The organism is Mesorhizobium sp. RCAM 05099 (genome assembly GCF_059683685.1).
On sequence record NZ_CM185035.1, the window covers coordinates 6,071,121 to 6,086,254 of the forward strand.

17 protein-coding genes and 1 pseudogene are annotated in these 15,134 nt (G+C 62.3%); 6 read left to right on the forward strand and 12 right to left on the reverse strand.

The window, feature by feature from the left end; translation table 11 throughout:
- Positions 1 to 3: 3 nt before the first annotated feature.
- Positions 4 to 741, reverse strand: a complete 738-nt coding sequence (gene scpB, locus AC56QQ_RS30110; protein WP_489859676.1) for an SMC-Scp complex subunit ScpB — start codon at positions 739 to 741, stop codon at positions 4 to 6.
- A gap of 5 nt (positions 742 to 746) precedes the next feature.
- Positions 747 to 1,769, reverse strand: coding sequence for a DUF1403 family protein (locus tag AC56QQ_RS30115; protein WP_489859675.1), 1,023 nt, complete (start codon positions 1,767 to 1,769; stop codon positions 747 to 749).
- A 719-nt stretch (positions 1,770 to 2,488) separates the two neighbouring features.
- On the opposite strand from AC56QQ_RS30115, the gene AC56QQ_RS30120 reads away from it, so the two are divergent.
- From AC56QQ_RS30120 to AC56QQ_RS30135, 4 genes are read left to right on the forward strand one after another with little or no spacing between them, the layout of a single operon-like run.
- Positions 2,489 to 2,785 (forward strand): DUF2604 domain-containing protein, encoded by a 297-nt coding sequence (locus AC56QQ_RS30120; protein ID WP_135919096.1) that lies wholly within the window; start codon positions 2,489 to 2,491, stop codon positions 2,783 to 2,785.
- Entirely contained in the window at positions 2,778 to 3,386 is a 609-nt protein-coding gene (locus tag AC56QQ_RS30125; protein WP_489859674.1) for a putative metal-binding protein, read from the forward strand. The genes AC56QQ_RS30120 and AC56QQ_RS30125 overlap by 8 nt, the downstream gene beginning before the upstream one ends.
- A 44-nt stretch (positions 3,387 to 3,430) precedes the next feature.
- The gene (locus tag AC56QQ_RS30130) at positions 3,431 to 3,871 is read left to right on the forward strand and encodes a Mov34/MPN/PAD-1 family protein (RefSeq protein WP_489859673.1); all 441 of its coding nucleotides are present in this window, start codon (positions 3,431 to 3,433) and stop codon (positions 3,869 to 3,871) included.
- Between the two features lie 2 nt (positions 3,872 to 3,873).
- The gene (locus tag AC56QQ_RS30135; RefSeq protein WP_489859672.1) at positions 3,874 to 5,433 is read left to right on the forward strand and encodes an E2 ligase fold family C protein; all 1,560 of its coding nucleotides are present in this window, start codon (positions 3,874 to 3,876) and stop codon (positions 5,431 to 5,433) included.
- 58 nt (positions 5,434 to 5,491) lie between these two features.
- On the opposite strand, the gene rlxS is transcribed toward AC56QQ_RS30135, so the two are convergent.
- The 5 genes and pseudogenes from rlxS to AC56QQ_RS30160 form a co-directional block, all read right to left on the reverse strand.
- Entirely contained in the window at positions 5,492 to 7,462 is a 1,971-nt protein-coding gene (gene rlxS / locus AC56QQ_RS30140; protein ID WP_489859671.1) for a relaxase/mobilization nuclease RlxS, read from the reverse strand.
- On the reverse strand, positions 7,423 to 8,325 hold the full coding sequence (locus AC56QQ_RS30145; protein ID WP_497124432.1) for a lytic transglycosylase domain-containing protein: 903 nt from the start codon (positions 8,323 to 8,325) through the stop codon (positions 7,423 to 7,425). Before AC56QQ_RS30145 ends, rlxS begins: the two co-directional genes overlap by 40 nt.
- The gene (locus AC56QQ_RS30150; protein ID WP_489859669.1) at positions 8,313 to 8,861 is read right to left on the reverse strand and encodes a S26 family signal peptidase; all 549 of its coding nucleotides are present in this window, start codon (positions 8,859 to 8,861) and stop codon (positions 8,313 to 8,315) included. The genes AC56QQ_RS30145 and AC56QQ_RS30150 overlap by 13 nt, the downstream gene beginning before the upstream one ends.
- 136 nt (positions 8,862 to 8,997) lie before the next feature.
- Positions 8,998 to 9,336 (reverse strand): annotated as a pseudogene (locus AC56QQ_RS30155) (hypothetical protein); the annotation flags it as partial.
- Entirely contained in the window at positions 9,296 to 9,619 is a 324-nt protein-coding gene (locus AC56QQ_RS30160) for a DUF736 domain-containing protein (protein ID WP_111547709.1), read from the reverse strand. The gene AC56QQ_RS30160 and the pseudogene AC56QQ_RS30155, both read right to left, overlap by 41 nt.
- A 671-nt stretch (positions 9,620 to 10,290) precedes the next feature.
- Between AC56QQ_RS30160 and AC56QQ_RS30165 the strand changes: the two genes are divergently transcribed.
- Positions 10,291 to 10,470, forward strand: coding sequence for a hypothetical protein (locus tag AC56QQ_RS30165; RefSeq protein WP_489859667.1), 180 nt, complete (start codon positions 10,291 to 10,293; stop codon positions 10,468 to 10,470).
- A gap of 90 nt (positions 10,471 to 10,560) precedes the next feature.
- Here the strand turns inward: AC56QQ_RS30165 and AC56QQ_RS30170 are convergent, their stop codons facing one another.
- The 3 genes from AC56QQ_RS30170 to AC56QQ_RS30180 all read right to left on the reverse strand — a co-directional run bounded on the left by AC56QQ_RS30170 (position 10,561) and on the right by AC56QQ_RS30180 (position 12,448).
- Positions 10,561 to 11,085: a DUF309 domain-containing protein gene (locus tag AC56QQ_RS30170; RefSeq protein WP_497100556.1), complete on the reverse strand. Its 525-nt coding sequence runs from the start codon at positions 11,083 to 11,085 to the stop codon at positions 10,561 to 10,563.
- 408 nt (positions 11,086 to 11,493) lie between these two features.
- Complete coding sequence (locus AC56QQ_RS30175) at positions 11,494 to 11,793, reverse strand: DUF5615 family PIN-like protein (RefSeq protein ID WP_489859665.1); 300 nt, start codon at positions 11,791 to 11,793, stop codon at positions 11,494 to 11,496.
- Between the two features lie 4 nt (positions 11,794 to 11,797).
- A complete protein-coding gene (locus AC56QQ_RS30180; RefSeq protein ID WP_497124433.1) occupies positions 11,798 to 12,448 on the reverse strand; it encodes a DUF433 domain-containing protein in 651 nt (216 codons plus the stop codon).
- 155 nt (positions 12,449 to 12,603) lie between these two features.
- Here AC56QQ_RS30180 and AC56QQ_RS30185 point away from each other — a divergent pair, with 155 nt between their 5' ends.
- Positions 12,604 to 12,753 carry a hypothetical protein gene (locus AC56QQ_RS30185; protein WP_497124434.1) on the forward strand — a complete coding sequence of 50 codons (150 nt, stop codon included), beginning with the start codon at positions 12,604 to 12,606 and terminating at the stop codon, positions 12,751 to 12,753.
- Positions 12,754 to 12,874: 121 nt separating this feature from the next.
- Here the strand turns inward: AC56QQ_RS30185 and AC56QQ_RS30190 are convergent, their stop codons facing one another.
- Both AC56QQ_RS30190 and AC56QQ_RS30195 read right to left on the reverse strand, forming a co-directional pair.
- Complete coding sequence (locus AC56QQ_RS30190; protein WP_497124435.1) at positions 12,875 to 14,605, reverse strand: ParB/RepB/Spo0J family partition protein; 1,731 nt, start codon at positions 14,603 to 14,605, stop codon at positions 12,875 to 12,877.
- Between the two features lie 77 nt (positions 14,606 to 14,682).
- The gene (locus AC56QQ_RS30195; RefSeq protein WP_497100555.1) at positions 14,683 to 15,102 is read right to left on the reverse strand and encodes a DUF2958 domain-containing protein; all 420 of its coding nucleotides are present in this window, start codon (positions 15,100 to 15,102) and stop codon (positions 14,683 to 14,685) included.
- Positions 15,103 to 15,134 lie beyond the last annotated feature (32 nt).

Here is a 15,134-nt window from a genome sequence, read left to right on the forward strand (position 1 = left end):
CGTTCACTCCGAGCTTGCTTCGTCCAATAGTGCTTCCTCACCATAGCCGACAGCACTTTCGCTCTCACCATCGGCCAATGCGGCCGGAATGTCGCCTGCCAACAGCTTTTCTTTCGACAACAGCCCGGCGTCTTCCAGGGCCTCAAAATCCGGCAGGTCGCGCAGCGTGTCGAGACCGAACTCCAACAGGAATTCTTTTGTCGTGACATAGGTATAGGGCGCGCCGGGCGTCGGGCTGCGCGGACCGGACGCAATCAGTTTCGCGCCGCGCAGATGACCGATGAGATCGCGGCTGATCTCCTTGCCGAAGAAGGAAGAAAGCGCGGCGCGGGTGATCGGCTGGAAGTACGCCACACACATCAGCACCAACACTTCAGATTGTGTCAGATCCACGGTTCGCTCGTTGCCGCCGACCGCGGCACGGATGGCGTCGGCATAGGCAGGCCGGGTCAGATGCTTCCAGCCGCCGGCGACGGCGACCAGATCATAGGGACGGCCGCGCAGTTCTTCGCGGATATCGTCGATCAAAAGATCGATGCTGCAACTCTTGCCGACGATCCGAGCGAGCCTTTCACGGCCAACGGGCTCACTGGCAGCGAAAATGGTTGCCTCAACCCGATGCATCCACTCACGCCACCTTGCCTCCGGCGGCAGATGATCCAGCTCCCGATCAAACAGGCGGTCAGGTGCTAGACGGTCGCCTGACCGGCTCTCCCCTCGCCTGCGCGCAGCCTCCGCCATGATCCTCACAGCCCGTAGATGCGAAAGGTCGGACGACCGGACAGTTCACGCACAGCGTCGAGTTCGACCAGCCGGTCGAACAAGCGGCGCAATCCGCGGTCGCTCATGCCGGCAATCTTTTCGGATGCGACGATTGCGTCGTCGGACAGCAGCTTTTCGACAACAGCATCCGCCGCTTTGGCCCTAAGTTTCGGCGCAACCGCAAGCAGCCGGTCGGCGCGGCGCTCGAGTTCAGCGGAAAGATCAATCGCGCGCAGCGCAGCGCGTGCCTGCGCGGCAAGCAGACTTTTGGCACGCTCAGGATTTGTCTCGATGCTTGTCGCCACAGAGCTGGCTGCCAATCGAAGCGGGCGGGCACTTGTGCCCAAGGCCGCACCGGCGCCCAGCAGCGGCACCGCGTGTGCCCAACCCAGCCGTTGCGCCAGCAGGACGTCGGCGAGCCATGCGCCGACGGCGCGCGGGAAGCCGTGGCGTTCGGCGGCCATGAATGTTCCGGTCAGCGTTGCGACCATGCCAGCGCCGGCCGCGAGTTGCCGGAGATCGTCCGTCAGATCGCTGACCGCCTCATCATCCGGGGCGTAGCCGAACTCTTCCAACACCGCAGCGAGGTTTTTCTCCGTCAGCAATTCGTCCCCTGGCCGGGCTGCCAGCCGGCGCCAGGCGAGCAGCAAAAGCCCGGCGGGACCGACGGACAATAAATCGCCCGGTCGTGTGAGCAGCACGGCGTCGCACAGCGCCGCTTCATCCTCGACGCGACCAGCCTGCTTTGCCGTGACAGCGGCGGCCGAAAGCGCCAGCCGCTGCCGCCAGGCACCGGCCCACCGTTTCTGCCGGCGGACCACCGCGTCAAGCGCGCCGATGGCGGCGCCTGCTGAAATGGCAATGTCCTCAAGGTTTTGTGCTGCAAGGCTTTGCGCATCCGGGATGGCGCGGCGCAGCCAAGCCGGCACCGTTGCCGTCGGCGCGATCGACGGGGCGCCGGCAAGCGTGGCGTAGTGGCGCGGAGAGGATTTGGGACGCAGAATCATCGAAGCACGATGAATCATGACGGCGCTTTGCGCAAGCCGCAATGGACAAAACCGCCGCGCGTGTCGGTGACATAAAACGATCGATAATGTTGCATTATCAGTTGTTTAACTCTGCTCCTTCCACTTGAAATAAGTTAGCCGGCTAACGTCGATCTTCGGGACACCCGGACGACGGTTCGGTGCAGCCACTCACGTCCCCCGTCTTCTCGTCGCGACTATCGCGGTACGGAGCTGGTCACGGCGACCTGCTCCGAGACACCTTTCGAAGAGGCCGAGCCCGGATCACCAACTCTAAATCCCGCGTGATTGCCTATTCTATGAACCCTCCGTCAAGATTGCAGCGGCCAGAAGCTGCCCCAGCCAAATCATCACAGCGCCCACTCAATCGAACCTGAAATCATACCGGTCGGCGGACTTGCGCGGGGTGGGTCAATTTTGCGCGCGGCCAGTGGAGCAGCGCATGAAAGAGCAACATGAATAGGCGTGGCGCCAATATTTTCGCATTGCTCTAATCGATTATAGTTGTGAAGAGCGATTTCAGCCCGTTTACTTGCCGTTCAAGTCACGCATAAAAGAAGGTAGCACCGATTCGGTAGCTTATCCCCTGTCTTTCGCGTACTCGCGGCCCGTGGCGCCGGTGGACGATTGAAGATCGCCGGTCTCACTAGCAGGTGGGCACAAGGGCCTGGGGCCGGTTGGCAAGCCACAGGAGTAGGACGATGTCGAAGGATTCTGGTAAGGGCGATAATCACGGGGGCGGGCCAGGCAAGATCGAGATTACAGTGGTGGTGAACGGCCAGCCCACGCAGGTCGAAGCCAATCCCAACCAGCCGCTGCACGTCGTTCGTACCAAAGCCCTTGAAAACACGCAGAACGTCGCCCAACCGGCCGAGAATTGGGAATTCAAAGATGAGGCTGGCAACTTGCTCGACGTCGACAAGAAAGTTGGCGATTTCGGTTTTGCGAATCCCGTGACCTTGTACCTCAGCCTGAAGGCAGGCGTCGCAGGTGCCTGAACCCCAAACTGTCGATCCTGTGGTCTCCCGAGCGAAATTCGATCGGGAGATCGGCTGGTTCCTTGGACAAGCGGGTGTTTATCGGGCGCAGGGATGCTTCCTGATCGAGGCAGTCTTCCCAAGCGCCTTCTTCATCTTTGCGCCGCCGAAGTTAAAGCCACAGGTAATCGGTGCAGCTGTCGAGATCGACTTTTCCAATTACGATCTCCGACCTCCGTCGGTGGTCTTCGTCGACCCATTTAGGCGCCAGCCGATTGCCCGCAAGGATCTACAGCTTAAGATGCTGAGACGGTCGTCGCTACCCGGACCCCCAACGGAGATTGTACCGGTCTTGCCGCAGAACACCGTGCAACTGACGGACTTCATCCAGGCCAATAGTATGGAACACGCGCCCTTCCTGTGCATGGCAGGCGTGCGGGAATACCACGACAATCCAGCCCATTCAGGTGATTCATGGCTTCTCCACCGGGGTTCTGGAGAAGGCTGTTTGGCCTTCATCCTGTACCAAATAATCAAATACGGACTCACTCCAGTAGAGCAGCTTCAGCTCCAAATTTCAGTGGTGGGGCTGGCAGCACCCCTGCCAGCCATCCCGGAATGACCGCTCTGGAGGCCGTCAGAACAGTTGACCTCCCCCGAGACTGTGTGTCCGCTGTACAGGCGCATCTGCGCTCGGTTGGACAGCAGGGCTATGAAGGCATGGCGCTCTGGGTCGGCGTTCAGCAAGAACAGCACTTTGCCGTAACAGAAACTGTTATCCCGGCGCAACGTCACATCCGGACGAGCGACGGCGTATGCGTGATGGTTCCTGCCGAAGAATTGCACCGGCTCAATGTTTGGCTCTACAGACGTGGCCTGACGCTCCTGGCGCAGATCCATAGCCATCCGGGCCGGGCCTACCATTCGACGACCGATGACGCCTACGCGATAGCAACCACGGTGGGGTGCCTGTCGCTGGTGGTGCCGAATTTCGCGCGCGAGCCTTTCGATCTTGCTCGCGTCGCTGTCTATCGACTTGACGCGAAGGCGAACTGGAATGAGGTCGCGTCCGCAGCCCTGATGCGAATGATCACGATAACGAGCTGACGATGACCCTTGCTAATTTCATCGACCGCGCTGCTACGGCAGCATCTCAGGTCCTGACCGACTTTCATCTGGGTGACTTCAAGGCAGCTCTCGAAAAGCAGGTCGTGGCCATCGCTTTCGACAATCAGGCGGCCTCGTGCGCCGAAGGCCAGGCGACGCTGGATCTTGCGGTGAGGTTGCTCGCCAGACTCTATCCGGTTCTGGCAATACTCCCCTTGGACAGCGCAGCGAGTTCTCAAGCCCAAGCGCTAGAGCGCCTGGCAAAGTCGATCAATCCAAGAATCGGCATCCGGCGTTCCGGCAAGTTCGCGACGGTCGGCATCGTTGCAGGGGCGACGCGCCCATCACTTCGGTGCCCAACCTTGTTCATTGGATCGGACGGCTGGGCAGCAAAGCTCTCGCATACGGACCCTGTGGGCTCTGGCTCGAGTTTGCTGCCGTATGGAGCTGGCGCCGCCAGTTGCTTCGCTGCCGCCAACGTCTTTCGAACGATCTTCGCCGCCCAGCTGACCGGCGCCAAGTTGGACGAAAACATCGACCTCTCCTTATACAGCTATAACAAGACCAAAGCAGGCGACGCAGGCCCGGCCGAGTTTAGTGTCGACTTTGGTGAAATGCACTTCGTTGGGCTGGGCGCGATAGGCCATGGCTCGCTTTGGACCCTGGCGAAGCAACACGGCCTTTCGGGTCGGCTGCATGTAGTCGATCACGAAACGATCGAGCTCTCAAACCTGCAGCGCTACGTATTGGCTGGCCAGGCAGAGGTCGGCATGTCCAAGGCGGTCCTTGCAACCACCGCCCTTCGATCGACCGCACTCGAGGTCGAGGCGCATCCGCTGAAGTGGGCAGAATATGTTGCGCGCCGCGGCGACTGGGTCTTCGACCGAGTGGGTGTGGCGCTTGACACCGCCGCCGACCGTCTGGCGGTCCAAGGTGCTCTGCCCCGATGGATCGCGAATGCCTGGACTCAGGAGCACGACCTCGGCATCTCGCGGCACGGGTTCGATGACGGCCAAGCTTGCCTTTGTTGCATGTACATGCCGTCCGGCAAATCCAAGGACGAGCACCAGCTGATTGCCGAGGAACTCGGACTACCGGATGCACACGAGCAGGTGAAAACGCTGCTGCAGACCAATGCCGGAGTTCCTGACGACTTTGTAGCTCGAGTGGCTACAGCGATGGCGGTCCCCTTTGAGCCGCTCGCCCCGTTTGTTGGCCAGCCCCTGCGCTCCTTTTATCAGCAGGCTATCTGCGGCGGTTTGGTGTTCCAGCTCAGTGATGGAAGTCGCCGCGTTCGAACCGTGGTTCCAATGGCCTTTCAGTCAGCGCTTGCCGGGATTATGCTTGCCGCGGAGCTGGTCAAACATAGTGCGGGTTTTCCCCTGAGCCCGACGACGAGCACTCGGGTGAATCTTCTGCGCCCCCTCAGCTCCCACTTGCACGATCCGAAGGCCAAAGATTCCAGCGGCCGCTGCATCTGTAGCGACGGCGATTTCATTGCCGCTTACAGGCGCAAATACGGCAAGAGTGTTGAACAGCTAAGCGGTGTCTCCGCCGCCTAAGCAGACGCGGATATCTCCGATCCCAGGGCCGCGGCTTGTGCTCGTGATGAGGGCGCCACTATGACACGCTTGGCCCGCTCCTCTGCCGACCTATCGTCCATGAAATCCCCTCCCCGCTCACGATCCCGGATACCTCCTTGCCGATGTGCCGCTCGAGCACCGGCCGCCATGGCACCAGTGTGAACTCGCGCGACTTTTCAACGACGGCATATTTTCCGCTGGCAAGCTCGACGGAGCGACTGAGCCTACCCTCTACTCGTTCTCCAGGTCGGGCTTCGACATAAGACAGTCCAAGCCCCTCCGACAGCTGCCCGGCAACACGGTTCAGTTCGCGCTGGCGCAACATCGAAAGCTTGTTGGCGCGGTAAACGATCTGATCCTGCTCTTCATGCGCGAGGCCTTGCGCCATCAGCCACTGCCGCCGACGGGCTTGCGCCTCCTGGACTTCACGCCCGAACCCAGAGTCGCGGAACGCCGCCGGTCTCTCCGCAACCAGCTCCCGGTCGATCCAGGTGGCGCCTTCAAAGCGGACCTGTCGCTCCAGCGGCATTGACGAGAGCTTGTCAACGACGACAGGCTCGGCCCTGGCCCGCTGGCGTTCATATTCCGATGTGCGCTTGAGATGGTCAGGCGCGACGAGCCAGGTGCCGTTCGGCTCGCGCTCGACGCCACCGGTCGCGCGGCGGATGGCTTCCAGCCGGCGAACATGGGTTTCGGCAAAACTTTCGGTGGCAGATGGGTCGTGCTTCAGATGAATGTCGATGCTGTAGCGACCGCCATGCGCGGCGGCGATGTCGGCAACGATGCGATCGACCTGTCTGGGCTCGGTGCTCCTCGGCGCGACACGCACGATGCAGCCGTCGGGCACCGGTTCTACCGCCTCGCCTCTGCCGATGTCGATCCAATGGCTCTTCCCGTCCACGCCGTCGACGATCAGGTACTGCCGGTCATTGATCTCGTCAGCGAGCCCACGTGCGACGACGCGGCCAATGACAGGCTGGGCGAGCTGTCCTGATCGATCGTGGATCACCCAGTCGGCGGCACTGCGGGCGAGACCCTTGCCGGTCAGCTCGCGATGCATGGTCTTGATGATGTCGCCGCGTTCGCCGACACGACGCAGTGTGGCTTCGAGGTCATGGTCGAGGCGCCATCGGCTTGCGCCGACCTCCGCGGCCAGACCCATGCGCTCGAGCTTGCGCAGGCGGCCCTGGTGCAGCGTTTGGCGAAAGGCGTCGCGACCGTCCGGCGAGACAAGTCCGTCATCATCGCGCATGCTGAGCAGCCGCCGGTCGATGCTGGTGAAGCGCTCCTGCTCCATTTCCCGGCGCAGACGCTGTTCAATCTCGCGGTCGGTGCGTGGACCGAGATCGAGGCTGACCAGCTCGGCGGCACGCTCGCGGATGCCACTCGAAATATACTCGCGCGCGATGATGAGATTCTCGCCGCGATCGTCCTTGCCTCGCACAATGATATGCGTGTGTGGATGGCCGGTGTTGAAATGGTCGACCGCGACCCAGTCGAGCTTGGTGCCGAGGTCTTCTTGCATCTGCGCCATCAGGCGTCGAGTCAGCGGCTTAAGGTCGTTATACTCGATGCCGTCCTCGGGTGCGACGATGAAGCGGAACTGATGGCGATCGCCGTCCGCGCGATCGGTGAACGCCTTGCCGTCGACGTGGTCGCTGTCGGCGCCGTAGAGCTCGCCAGCTTGACCTTCGCGTGTGACGCCGTCGCGCTGCAAATAGCGCAGATGCGCTCGCGCCCCGACCGCGCCCTTGCCGGCGAGCTTGACGATCCTGGCCTTGACGACGACTCGACGCTGGCGAAAGGCGGCATATCGGTCGCGGGATCTGAGCAGCACGGCGGCCGCCCCGCCGCGCCCTGCCCGGCTCCCCGTGAAGCGACCGCCGCGCTGGGTCCGGCCGCCGGCCCTGTTGATCGCCGCACGGAGCTGGCCGGCATAGCGTTTGCCGGACTTGGAGCCGCGGGCGCCTATTTTCCCGAGCTTCGGTCGGAACTCGTCGTCCTGCATGCCCGGCCTCCGGCCGTAGCAGAGTCAAAATCGGTCACTCGCAGGGACCTAGCCTCCTGGAGCCCCTGGTAGCCTCTTGGGAAAACGATGTGCAGACAAACACTTGCCCGCCTCGTGGAGGCGGTGCCTCTATCTTGCCTTACGCGCCTCCCCTCCAGGACGCGCCTGACCCGCACATTGCAGCGATCCGGCTTCGTTAACCGCGCGCCATCTTTTCCGAGCGGCACGAAGAGATCGTCGTTGCTTTCGCCGGCGCGAACACCATCATGAAGGAAGAAGAGCGAGCGTCCGGAGTGCGCGTTTCTTCCCTTTGGAGTCGCGGATTCGCCCCTGAATTCGTTCATGTCGGCGGCCGAAATCCCCGTCGCCTTGAGCTGTTCCAGATAGGCGATGGTCTCCTTCGGCAGCGGCTTGCCACGCTTCAAATGGTCTTCGTAACGCTCGGGTCCTGCGTTGTAGGCGGCAAACAGGCCTGGGAATCCGAAGCGGTCATACATGGCGCGCAGATAGGCGGTCCCGGCCAGAATATTGTCGCGCGGATCGTGCGGATCAGGTCCCAGACTGTATTCGGCACGCATGTTCTCATAGGTGCCAGGCATCACCTGCATGAGGCCCATCGCCCCCGCGCGTGAGGTGATGGGGTGCCCATCGAGCATGGTCTTGCCGCTGCTTTCGGCATCCACGACGGCGTGAATCCAGGCTTGGGGAATGCGGAAGCGTCTGCTTGCTTCCGCTGTGAACGCCTGCCATCGTCCAAGCTGCGGATCACGGGAGATGACGAGCGGCTCAGCGCCGGTCGAGGCGGAACAGGCGCATGGCGCAATAGCGATCATGCCGAGCATCAGGAGGGTCAATCGGTCCATAGCGGCACGAGCCTCCCGATGATATTTGCGGCCGGCACCGGCCCGAAGTAGCGGCTGTCGAAGGAGCGATTTGCCTCGCTGCCAAGCAGGAACACCTCGTCATCAGAGAGATTTCGGCACCCGCTCCACCATGGCAGTGGGCGGCTCTGGCTGTCGGTTGTCAGCCGGCGCGCGACGATCTCACCGGCGATGATGATGGCGTCATTGAAGGCACAGACATGCTCGCCGGGGAGCGCGGCAAGGCCCTTCACCAGCGGCACATTGCGAGGCAGGTAGCCGCGTTCGGCGGCGAGATCGGCGACCGATTTTGGCAGGCGGACGAGCACGAGGTCGCCACGCGCGGGTGATCCAGCCGCGACACGATAAAGGCCGACCGGCGCGCTGGCCGAGGCGTTCCAGACCAGCCAAGGGGTTGGTCTGACGAAGGCGGCGAAGCAGATCAGGCCGAGGCCAATCGTGGCAACCGCGATCGTTTTGCGCGCTCGAAGGCGCCGCAGACGGCTGCCGATCAAACGGATGGAAGGGCGCCGGCTCATGGGCGCCCCCCTCGCCGGCGGAACCGGAAGTGACCTCGCCATCCTCGGGAGCAGAGTCCTGCGGCTGTCCCTTCGACCAGTCGTCGAGCTCGTCGATGTGGTAGCGGACATAGCGGCCGTGCTTGCGGAATTTCGGGCCGCCGCCTTTGAGCCGCATCTTCTCCAGCGTGCGCTGGGACAGGCCGATATAGAAGGCGGCTTGCGCGGTATTGAGAAACGGGCTGCCCTTCTTGGCGCAGGCCGCGCGTTCGTTTTCGTCGTCCATGATGATCCTCGTTTCGCTCTCGGAAAGGCGCAGGCGAGGATCGGCCAGCAAGGTCGTCGTGGGGACGGGCGAAGAGTCGGGGGAGAGTTTTCGCCGCCCCTTCGGGCGGACCTGCTTGGAAATGGAGGAACCCCGCGCCGGTTGCGGCGCGAGGCCCGAGGTCAACAGTTCAGTCGACGGGGTTCCAGATGATGGCGTAGGTGTCGTCATCGTCCTGGCCGGCGGCGCGGCCGAGATTGGCGTAGAGCTTGCGCGGACCGAACTCGGGGGCTGCGATCGACAGGCTCACATAGCCCTTGCCGGAGGTCTCGCCGGTGCGAATCCAGCCCGCACCCACTTCGACCCCTTGAGTCAGCACCCGGAAGTCGGGATGGTTTTCCGCGCTCTTGGCCTGATTGGGCACGATGTCGATGTCGGCGCGGACGCTGAGCGTCTTGAGCTGGCCCTTGTAGCCGCCGTTTTCCTGCTTCGTGACATAACCGATCGCGGTCATTTGAAAGTCTCCTTTTGCTGTCGCCGGGGACCATTCCCCTGCGATGGCGGACCGTGATGGGCGCGTCCGAGCGCCCGAACCCGACAGGGACGCAGCGGCAGCGGAGGACCCGAGCGGGCAGCTTTTTTGAAGCGAAGCGGCGCGAGGAAGCCGCCGCAGGCGGCGGGGAAAAAGCTGGCCGCGAGGGTTTCGGGCGGTCGGACCCGTCCATAGGTCGACAAGCCAGCCGCGGGGAAATGGTCCTTGACGAGAGCATGGAGACAGGCCGCGCGATCGGGCGAGCACGACAAGCAGGCGGCAATGCAGGTGCCGGGTCCGCCGACGCACTGAGACCTGCCCAAGCGACAGATATGTCCATGTGCTGGGCGCCTCGGTAACCATCCCCGGCCGTGATGCACGGCTGCCGCATAGCCTCGGTCGGGGCGGGATTTCTCGCGCGGTGCACGTCTGAAACACGAAAAAAAATGCGGCCGATGCCGCCCGAGAACGGGGCCAGGAGGCAGCACTCGAAAGAGCCGCCGTCGGGCTTGATTTCTTCTCGACGAATGAAGCTACGACCTTGCAGCCGGAAGGCTTGCGGCGATCGTGTCGTCAGCTGTGCGCTGCGGTTCGGGCCGCACTGCCAAAGGCCGGAACCGATAATGGCGTGTGCCACCATCAGGAGCAGCGCCATGGCGGGATGGTCGAGCATGGCGGCGCGCACGGCGGCATGGACGTGCCGCGTCTGGCGGCAATCGCTTGTTCTATCTGCTTTTGCCAGAACAGGTGGCATCAGCGAAATAGCTGTCTTCGCCGAACAAGTCGGAGATGATCACCTGATGCCCGAGCCGACGCAATGCGTGTTGTTCTAGGCTGGCCGCGAGGTTAGTGGCTTTTAACAGGACTGCGATCAACGTCCGCTACCCGCTGACGATGCTGGCTAGAACGGACTGGGTTGCCGATCAAACACTCTCGGATTTTGGTGTGAGTATGAACTCGAAAACGGGCACAGGCTGGCCAGGCATCGGCTCCGGCAAAACAACCGGGGAAGTTGTGGCCGCATCGGCATATTCTGCAAGCGCGGCAGGTGGCATGCCGAGCGCGGCCTCAAAGAGCCCGTTTTGCCCCCTCACTATTTGACGAAAAAGCCCTGCAGCTCTTGCCGCATGGCGCGCGGCAGCGACCCGCTTTCCCTCGCGGATTTTCACCCCTGACGCCGCCAACAGGATCAATCCCTTGAAGAACACGCGATGCTGAGTGCTTTGTTTCGCAGCGTGCCAAAGAGGCTCCCAAGCCTCATGAGATTCCCAGTAATAACCGTGGTTGAAAAGGTCGATTCCCCATCGAAATACATCCGAGCCTAGCGCTTCCTCAACGGCGACGGTCACCGGCTCGTTTTGGTAACTATGGCCCAAGGGATCGCGCACCGGATGCGGATGTCTGCCAGGCAGGTACGCATAGGTTGGGAAACGTTTTTCGGGCAGCAAGCGAGGACGTGACATAGACCCAGCAAACATGAAACACCGCTGATGGCAATTCATGTCACACAAGAACTGATGGCATAATGATACTCCCCGACACCCGCTTGTTTAGACCGGAGACATCGCCAAGGCAGCAGGCTGCGGCCTAGAAAACCAATCTGTACGAGGGCAGTCAAAGCCGGGAAACAAACCGAGCGCAGAAATGGTGAGGCCGCGCCCAACTGTACGAATAGTGCTGCTGCATCCTCCATGCCTTGCCTGAACGCTCCTGCTCCTTGTGTCACCGTTCCATCATCGCGTGCGTCCCCAGGTCGCCTCGTCGGCGATCCGGCGCGGCGAAAAGATCAGTTCCGGGGGCTGCCTTAATTGGTTCCTTGACCTGGTCGCGTTTATGGGCGTTGGCGACGTGTGAGCTCATGGCCTCAGCGCGCTAAGGCCAGCAATTGCATCGAAGAGCTCTCTCTGCTTTTCCGGCCCGACCTGAGGGACGACGATGATAAGGCCGGCGTGAACCGGTTCTTTGTCATAAAGCTTCCTGAAGTCCTTGGCATTGTTGGTGACGAAGGTGAAATCCCTTTCGACAATGAGGGGCATGAGGTCCCAGTCGGTTTCGCCGCTTAGCCCAAGCCAGGTGACGTGGTTTGCTTCATGTCCGCGTTCCTGGGCTACCGCAACGAGGGACGTGTGCAGGCACTCATCGATCAGAAACCTCACGAGGTCACACGCGCCTCGACCTGACCGACGGACGTGGGTCGCCCTTCAAGACCACGCTCTTCGACGACTTTATTTTCACGCCCTGCTCGGAAAGCTTCTTGGGCCGCCCGCGAACCGGATGAGCGGCAACCCATATCCTGGCGAGTTCTATCATCCGCGGCGTCAGCTTGGGATATCCCTCCAGAATCTCCGCTTCGTCCGCGCCTTGCGCGAGCATGGTCATGATCATGCGAACAGGGATGCGGGTTCCTTTGAAAACGGGCTCTGCGCCCATCACCCCTTTAACGCGGCCGATGGCGGCATCCGCCTCATCGAGATCGACAATGCGCGCTTCGAGTTGTTTACGTGCCTCGGCGACGTCGATGATCAGCAGGTCGTCAGCCCTTACCGTCTTGGCAGTTGGAGCAGCCTTGATTTCCTCGAACAGGCGGTGGCGGCGATCAGCGGGAAGTGTCGCCCCCACGCCATACCAGAGCTTGAGCCGCAGCAAATCCTCACCGGTCAATGCCCGTCGGACGATCCCGCCGGCGCGTCGGACAGCGCTTGGAACCGTGTCGACAATGCGTTTGTCTATCGCATTATGAACGGCCTTGATGCCGATCCCGCTGACGGCGGCCGCCTCTGCGGGGGTATAGATGCGAGCAGCTGCGCCCATAATTCTTCTCCTTGTGAAGAACAATATAGGTCGTTGGGCTCCCATCGTAAAGACACCCAGGCTTGCCGCAGCCTAGGCTCTGCTGCTGGAAAGCAGATTATCCAGCGTCCCATGGAAACGAACTGAGGTCCTGACGGTCACTCTTGGGTATATTTTTGCATGCGTCCAGGGACGCACTTGTCGTCGAGGCGGGCTTCGACGTCGGCATCGTTGCCAACGCGAAGGTCGGCCTGTCCTACGCCGGCCAGTTTTCGCGCGACGTGAGCGAGAACAGCATCAAGGCAGATCTGACAGTGGGATTTTGATGGCATCCCGGCGCAATCGTCATAAATGACTGCCGCTGACGCGCTTCCGTCAGTCAGCATGCTGGCGCCCGGACGCCAGAGCGGCGGCACTTGAGAGAACCGCCGCTCGGGCTTGATTGACTCATTTGGAGGCGAACAGCGGCTTAACGCGTGCCCACTGGTCGGCGATGCGGAAGCCGCCTCGATCGGTGTAGCTTTCGGCCGGGAATTTCATCCAGCGCGGCAGCCATGTCTCGATCTTCTGGCGCCCGTTTTCGCCCGCAAGCAAGTCGCGGATGATCTTCTTTTGCGTCTTGACCATCTCGGCGACATTGCCGTCCGCGACACGCTTGCCGCCGACATCGGCGAGCATCGAATTGGCGACTTCCTTGTCGCGCAGCAGATCGAAGAAGGCGTCGTCGGCTTGCCAGCAAGCGCCCATGTCGACGTTCAGATGGTTGCCGAGCGCCTCGATGACGGCGCTGCCGGCTTCGAGCGTCTCGGCCATGACGATGGCCAGGACGCGCATGACGTCATCCTCCGAGAGCGTCAAAAGCCGGGCGAAGACGCTGGCGAGAGCGAAGGCGTCGCCATTGCCGCCGGCGACCCTGCCATCCTCGTCCGGCGAGCCGAGCAGGGCCAGGACCGCGCGCCGTTTCTCGGCGAAAGCGGCTTCGGCCTTGCAGCCGGCAAGGCTTGCGGCGATGGTCTCATTGGCCGCGCGCTGCGGCTCGGGCCGCACCTGCCAGAGGCCGGAACCGGCGATGGCGTGCGCCACGATCAGGCGCAGCGCCACGGCGGGATGGTCGAGCATGGCGGCGCGCACGGCGGCATGGCGATGCAGATCGACATAGTTCTGCATCGGGCCGGTGAGTTCCGGCCGCGACGGCTTGGCGGGCGTTTCGGGATTGTCGTCGCCCTCGCTCGTCTCGCGGGCGCGGCGGGCTTCCTTGCGCGAAAGCCAGCCCTCGTGACACTCGACCTCGCCGCGATGCGAAACCGCAATGAAGACCTTGCCGCCTTTCTTCTTGGGCGTCTTTTCGTGATCCCAGGCGTGGAAATGCTGCCCCGGCTCCAGCACGACCACCTTGCACCAGCCGGCTTCCAGACAGGCGTCGCGTCTGGCGGCAATCGCCTCATTCTGCTTTTGCCAGAACAGGTCGGCATCGGCGAAATAGCTGTCTTCGCCGAACAGGTCGGAGACGATCAGGCCGGGGTAATCCTCGATGGCGAACAAAGCCACCTTGGTGGAGATGGACTGGCCGCCGAACAGCCACAGCTTCAACTGGTAGCCGCGCGGTGTGTATTGTTCGGGATCGGCAAACAGCGCCAGCCAGTCCTTCTGCTGCGATTTCGAGGCCATGGTGAGATAGCGCGCCGTCTCGGCGTCGATCTCGTCGCGCCGGTAGGCTTCGCGGATCTTGGGCAAGAGGTCGCCAAGCGCCAGAATGCGTTTGACCATCAGTTCGGTGATGCCGAAGGTCGCGGCGATGTCGGCAACGGTGCGGCCCTGACAGATGAGCCGCGAAAACGTCTCCCATTGCGACACCTCGTCGGGATCGAGCCGGGCGATGTTTTCGATCAGCGAGGCCTCGAGCGCATTGGCGTCGTCGCCGTCTTCCATGATGGCGCAGGGCAAGGGGTCGGCCTCGCCGCGCTCGTCGGCGAGCGATCTGGCCGCGAAATAGCGCCGCCGTCCGGCGACGATCTCAAAACTTTCCGCCGAGCCGTTGGGGCGCACCAGAAGCGGCACAAGCACGCCACGCGCGCGCACGGACGGCAGGATGTCGGAGATATCGGGCGCGCGTTTGCCATGGCGCATGTTGGCGGCGGAAATATTGAGCCTGTCGAGGGCAATGTGGGCAAGCTGCATGGGTCTTCTCCTTCGTTTCGGGTGGGATGTCCCCGCCGCTGAGGCCGAGGGCCGGCGCGGCGGGGACCGTTTTGCGCCTATCGGCGCGCTGGTTCCGCCCTGTCGGGCGGAATCTCGGAATGGGGCTTTGCAAGGGCGCCCGCTGCCTGTCGCAGAAGCCGCTCGGCTTCGGTGATGTGGCCGGCGCTGCGTGCGGCATCGGCATAGACGGAGAGCGGAAAGCGCGCGTGAAAACACAGGTCGCGCTCGATGCCGAGGCCAAGCCGCCCGTTGACGCTTTCAAGCTCGGCAAGGCTGATGCTGCCGAGTTCGGGAAAGCCGAAACCGAGGTCGCAAAGGCCAAAGAGCGTGTCGCCGTCGGCGTCGAGTTCGGTCAGAAGCCAGGTCGCAGGCCCGGTTGGATCGAACAGTTTTACCACCGGGACATGGTCGGTTTCGGTGTCAGTTGCGCCATTGGCGAGAAGCCGGGCGCGCAGTTCATCGGTGATCAGGATCATCGTAAATCTCCTTGTCGGAACGGGTCGGGTCG

Bases quoted from the DNA above. Each gene is read 5' to 3' on its own strand.
- AC56QQ_RS30180 (WP_497124433.1), bottom strand. From the start codon at position 12,448: ATGGGCGCAGCTGCTCGCATCTATACCCCCGCAGAGGCGGCCGCCGTC.
- rlxS (WP_489859671.1), bottom strand. From the start codon at position 7,462: ATGCAGGACGACGAGTTCCGACCGAAGCTCGGGAAAATAGGCGCCCGC.
- AC56QQ_RS30195 (WP_497100555.1), bottom strand. From the start codon at position 15,102: ATGATCCTGATCACCGATGAACTGCGCGCCCGGCTTCTCGCCAATGGC.
- AC56QQ_RS30145 (WP_497124432.1), bottom strand. From the start codon at position 8,325: ATGGACCGATTGACCCTCCTGATGCTCGGCATGATCGCTATTGCGCCA.
- AC56QQ_RS30165 (WP_489859667.1), top strand. From the start codon at position 10,291: ATGGCGGGATGGTCGAGCATGGCGGCGCGCACGGCGGCATGGACGTGC.
- AC56QQ_RS30150 (WP_489859669.1), bottom strand. From the start codon at position 8,861: ATGAGCCGGCGCCCTTCCATCCGTTTGATCGGCAGCCGTCTGCGGCGC.
- AC56QQ_RS30115 (WP_489859675.1), bottom strand. From the start codon at position 1,769: ATGATTCTGCGTCCCAAATCCTCTCCGCGCCACTACGCCACGCTTGCC.
- AC56QQ_RS30120 (WP_135919096.1), top strand. From the start codon at position 2,489: ATGTCGAAGGATTCTGGTAAGGGCGATAATCACGGGGGCGGGCCAGGC.
- AC56QQ_RS30190 (WP_497124435.1), bottom strand. From the start codon at position 14,605: ATGCAGCTTGCCCACATTGCCCTCGACAGGCTCAATATTTCCGCCGCC.
- scpB (WP_489859676.1), bottom strand. From the start codon at position 741: ATGGCGGAGGCTGCGCGCAGGCGAGGGGAGAGCCGGTCAGGCGACCGT.
- AC56QQ_RS30160 (WP_111547709.1), bottom strand. From the start codon at position 9,619: ATGACCGCGATCGGTTATGTCACGAAGCAGGAAAACGGCGGCTACAAG.
- AC56QQ_RS30135 (WP_489859672.1), top strand. From the start codon at position 3,874: ATGACCCTTGCTAATTTCATCGACCGCGCTGCTACGGCAGCATCTCAG.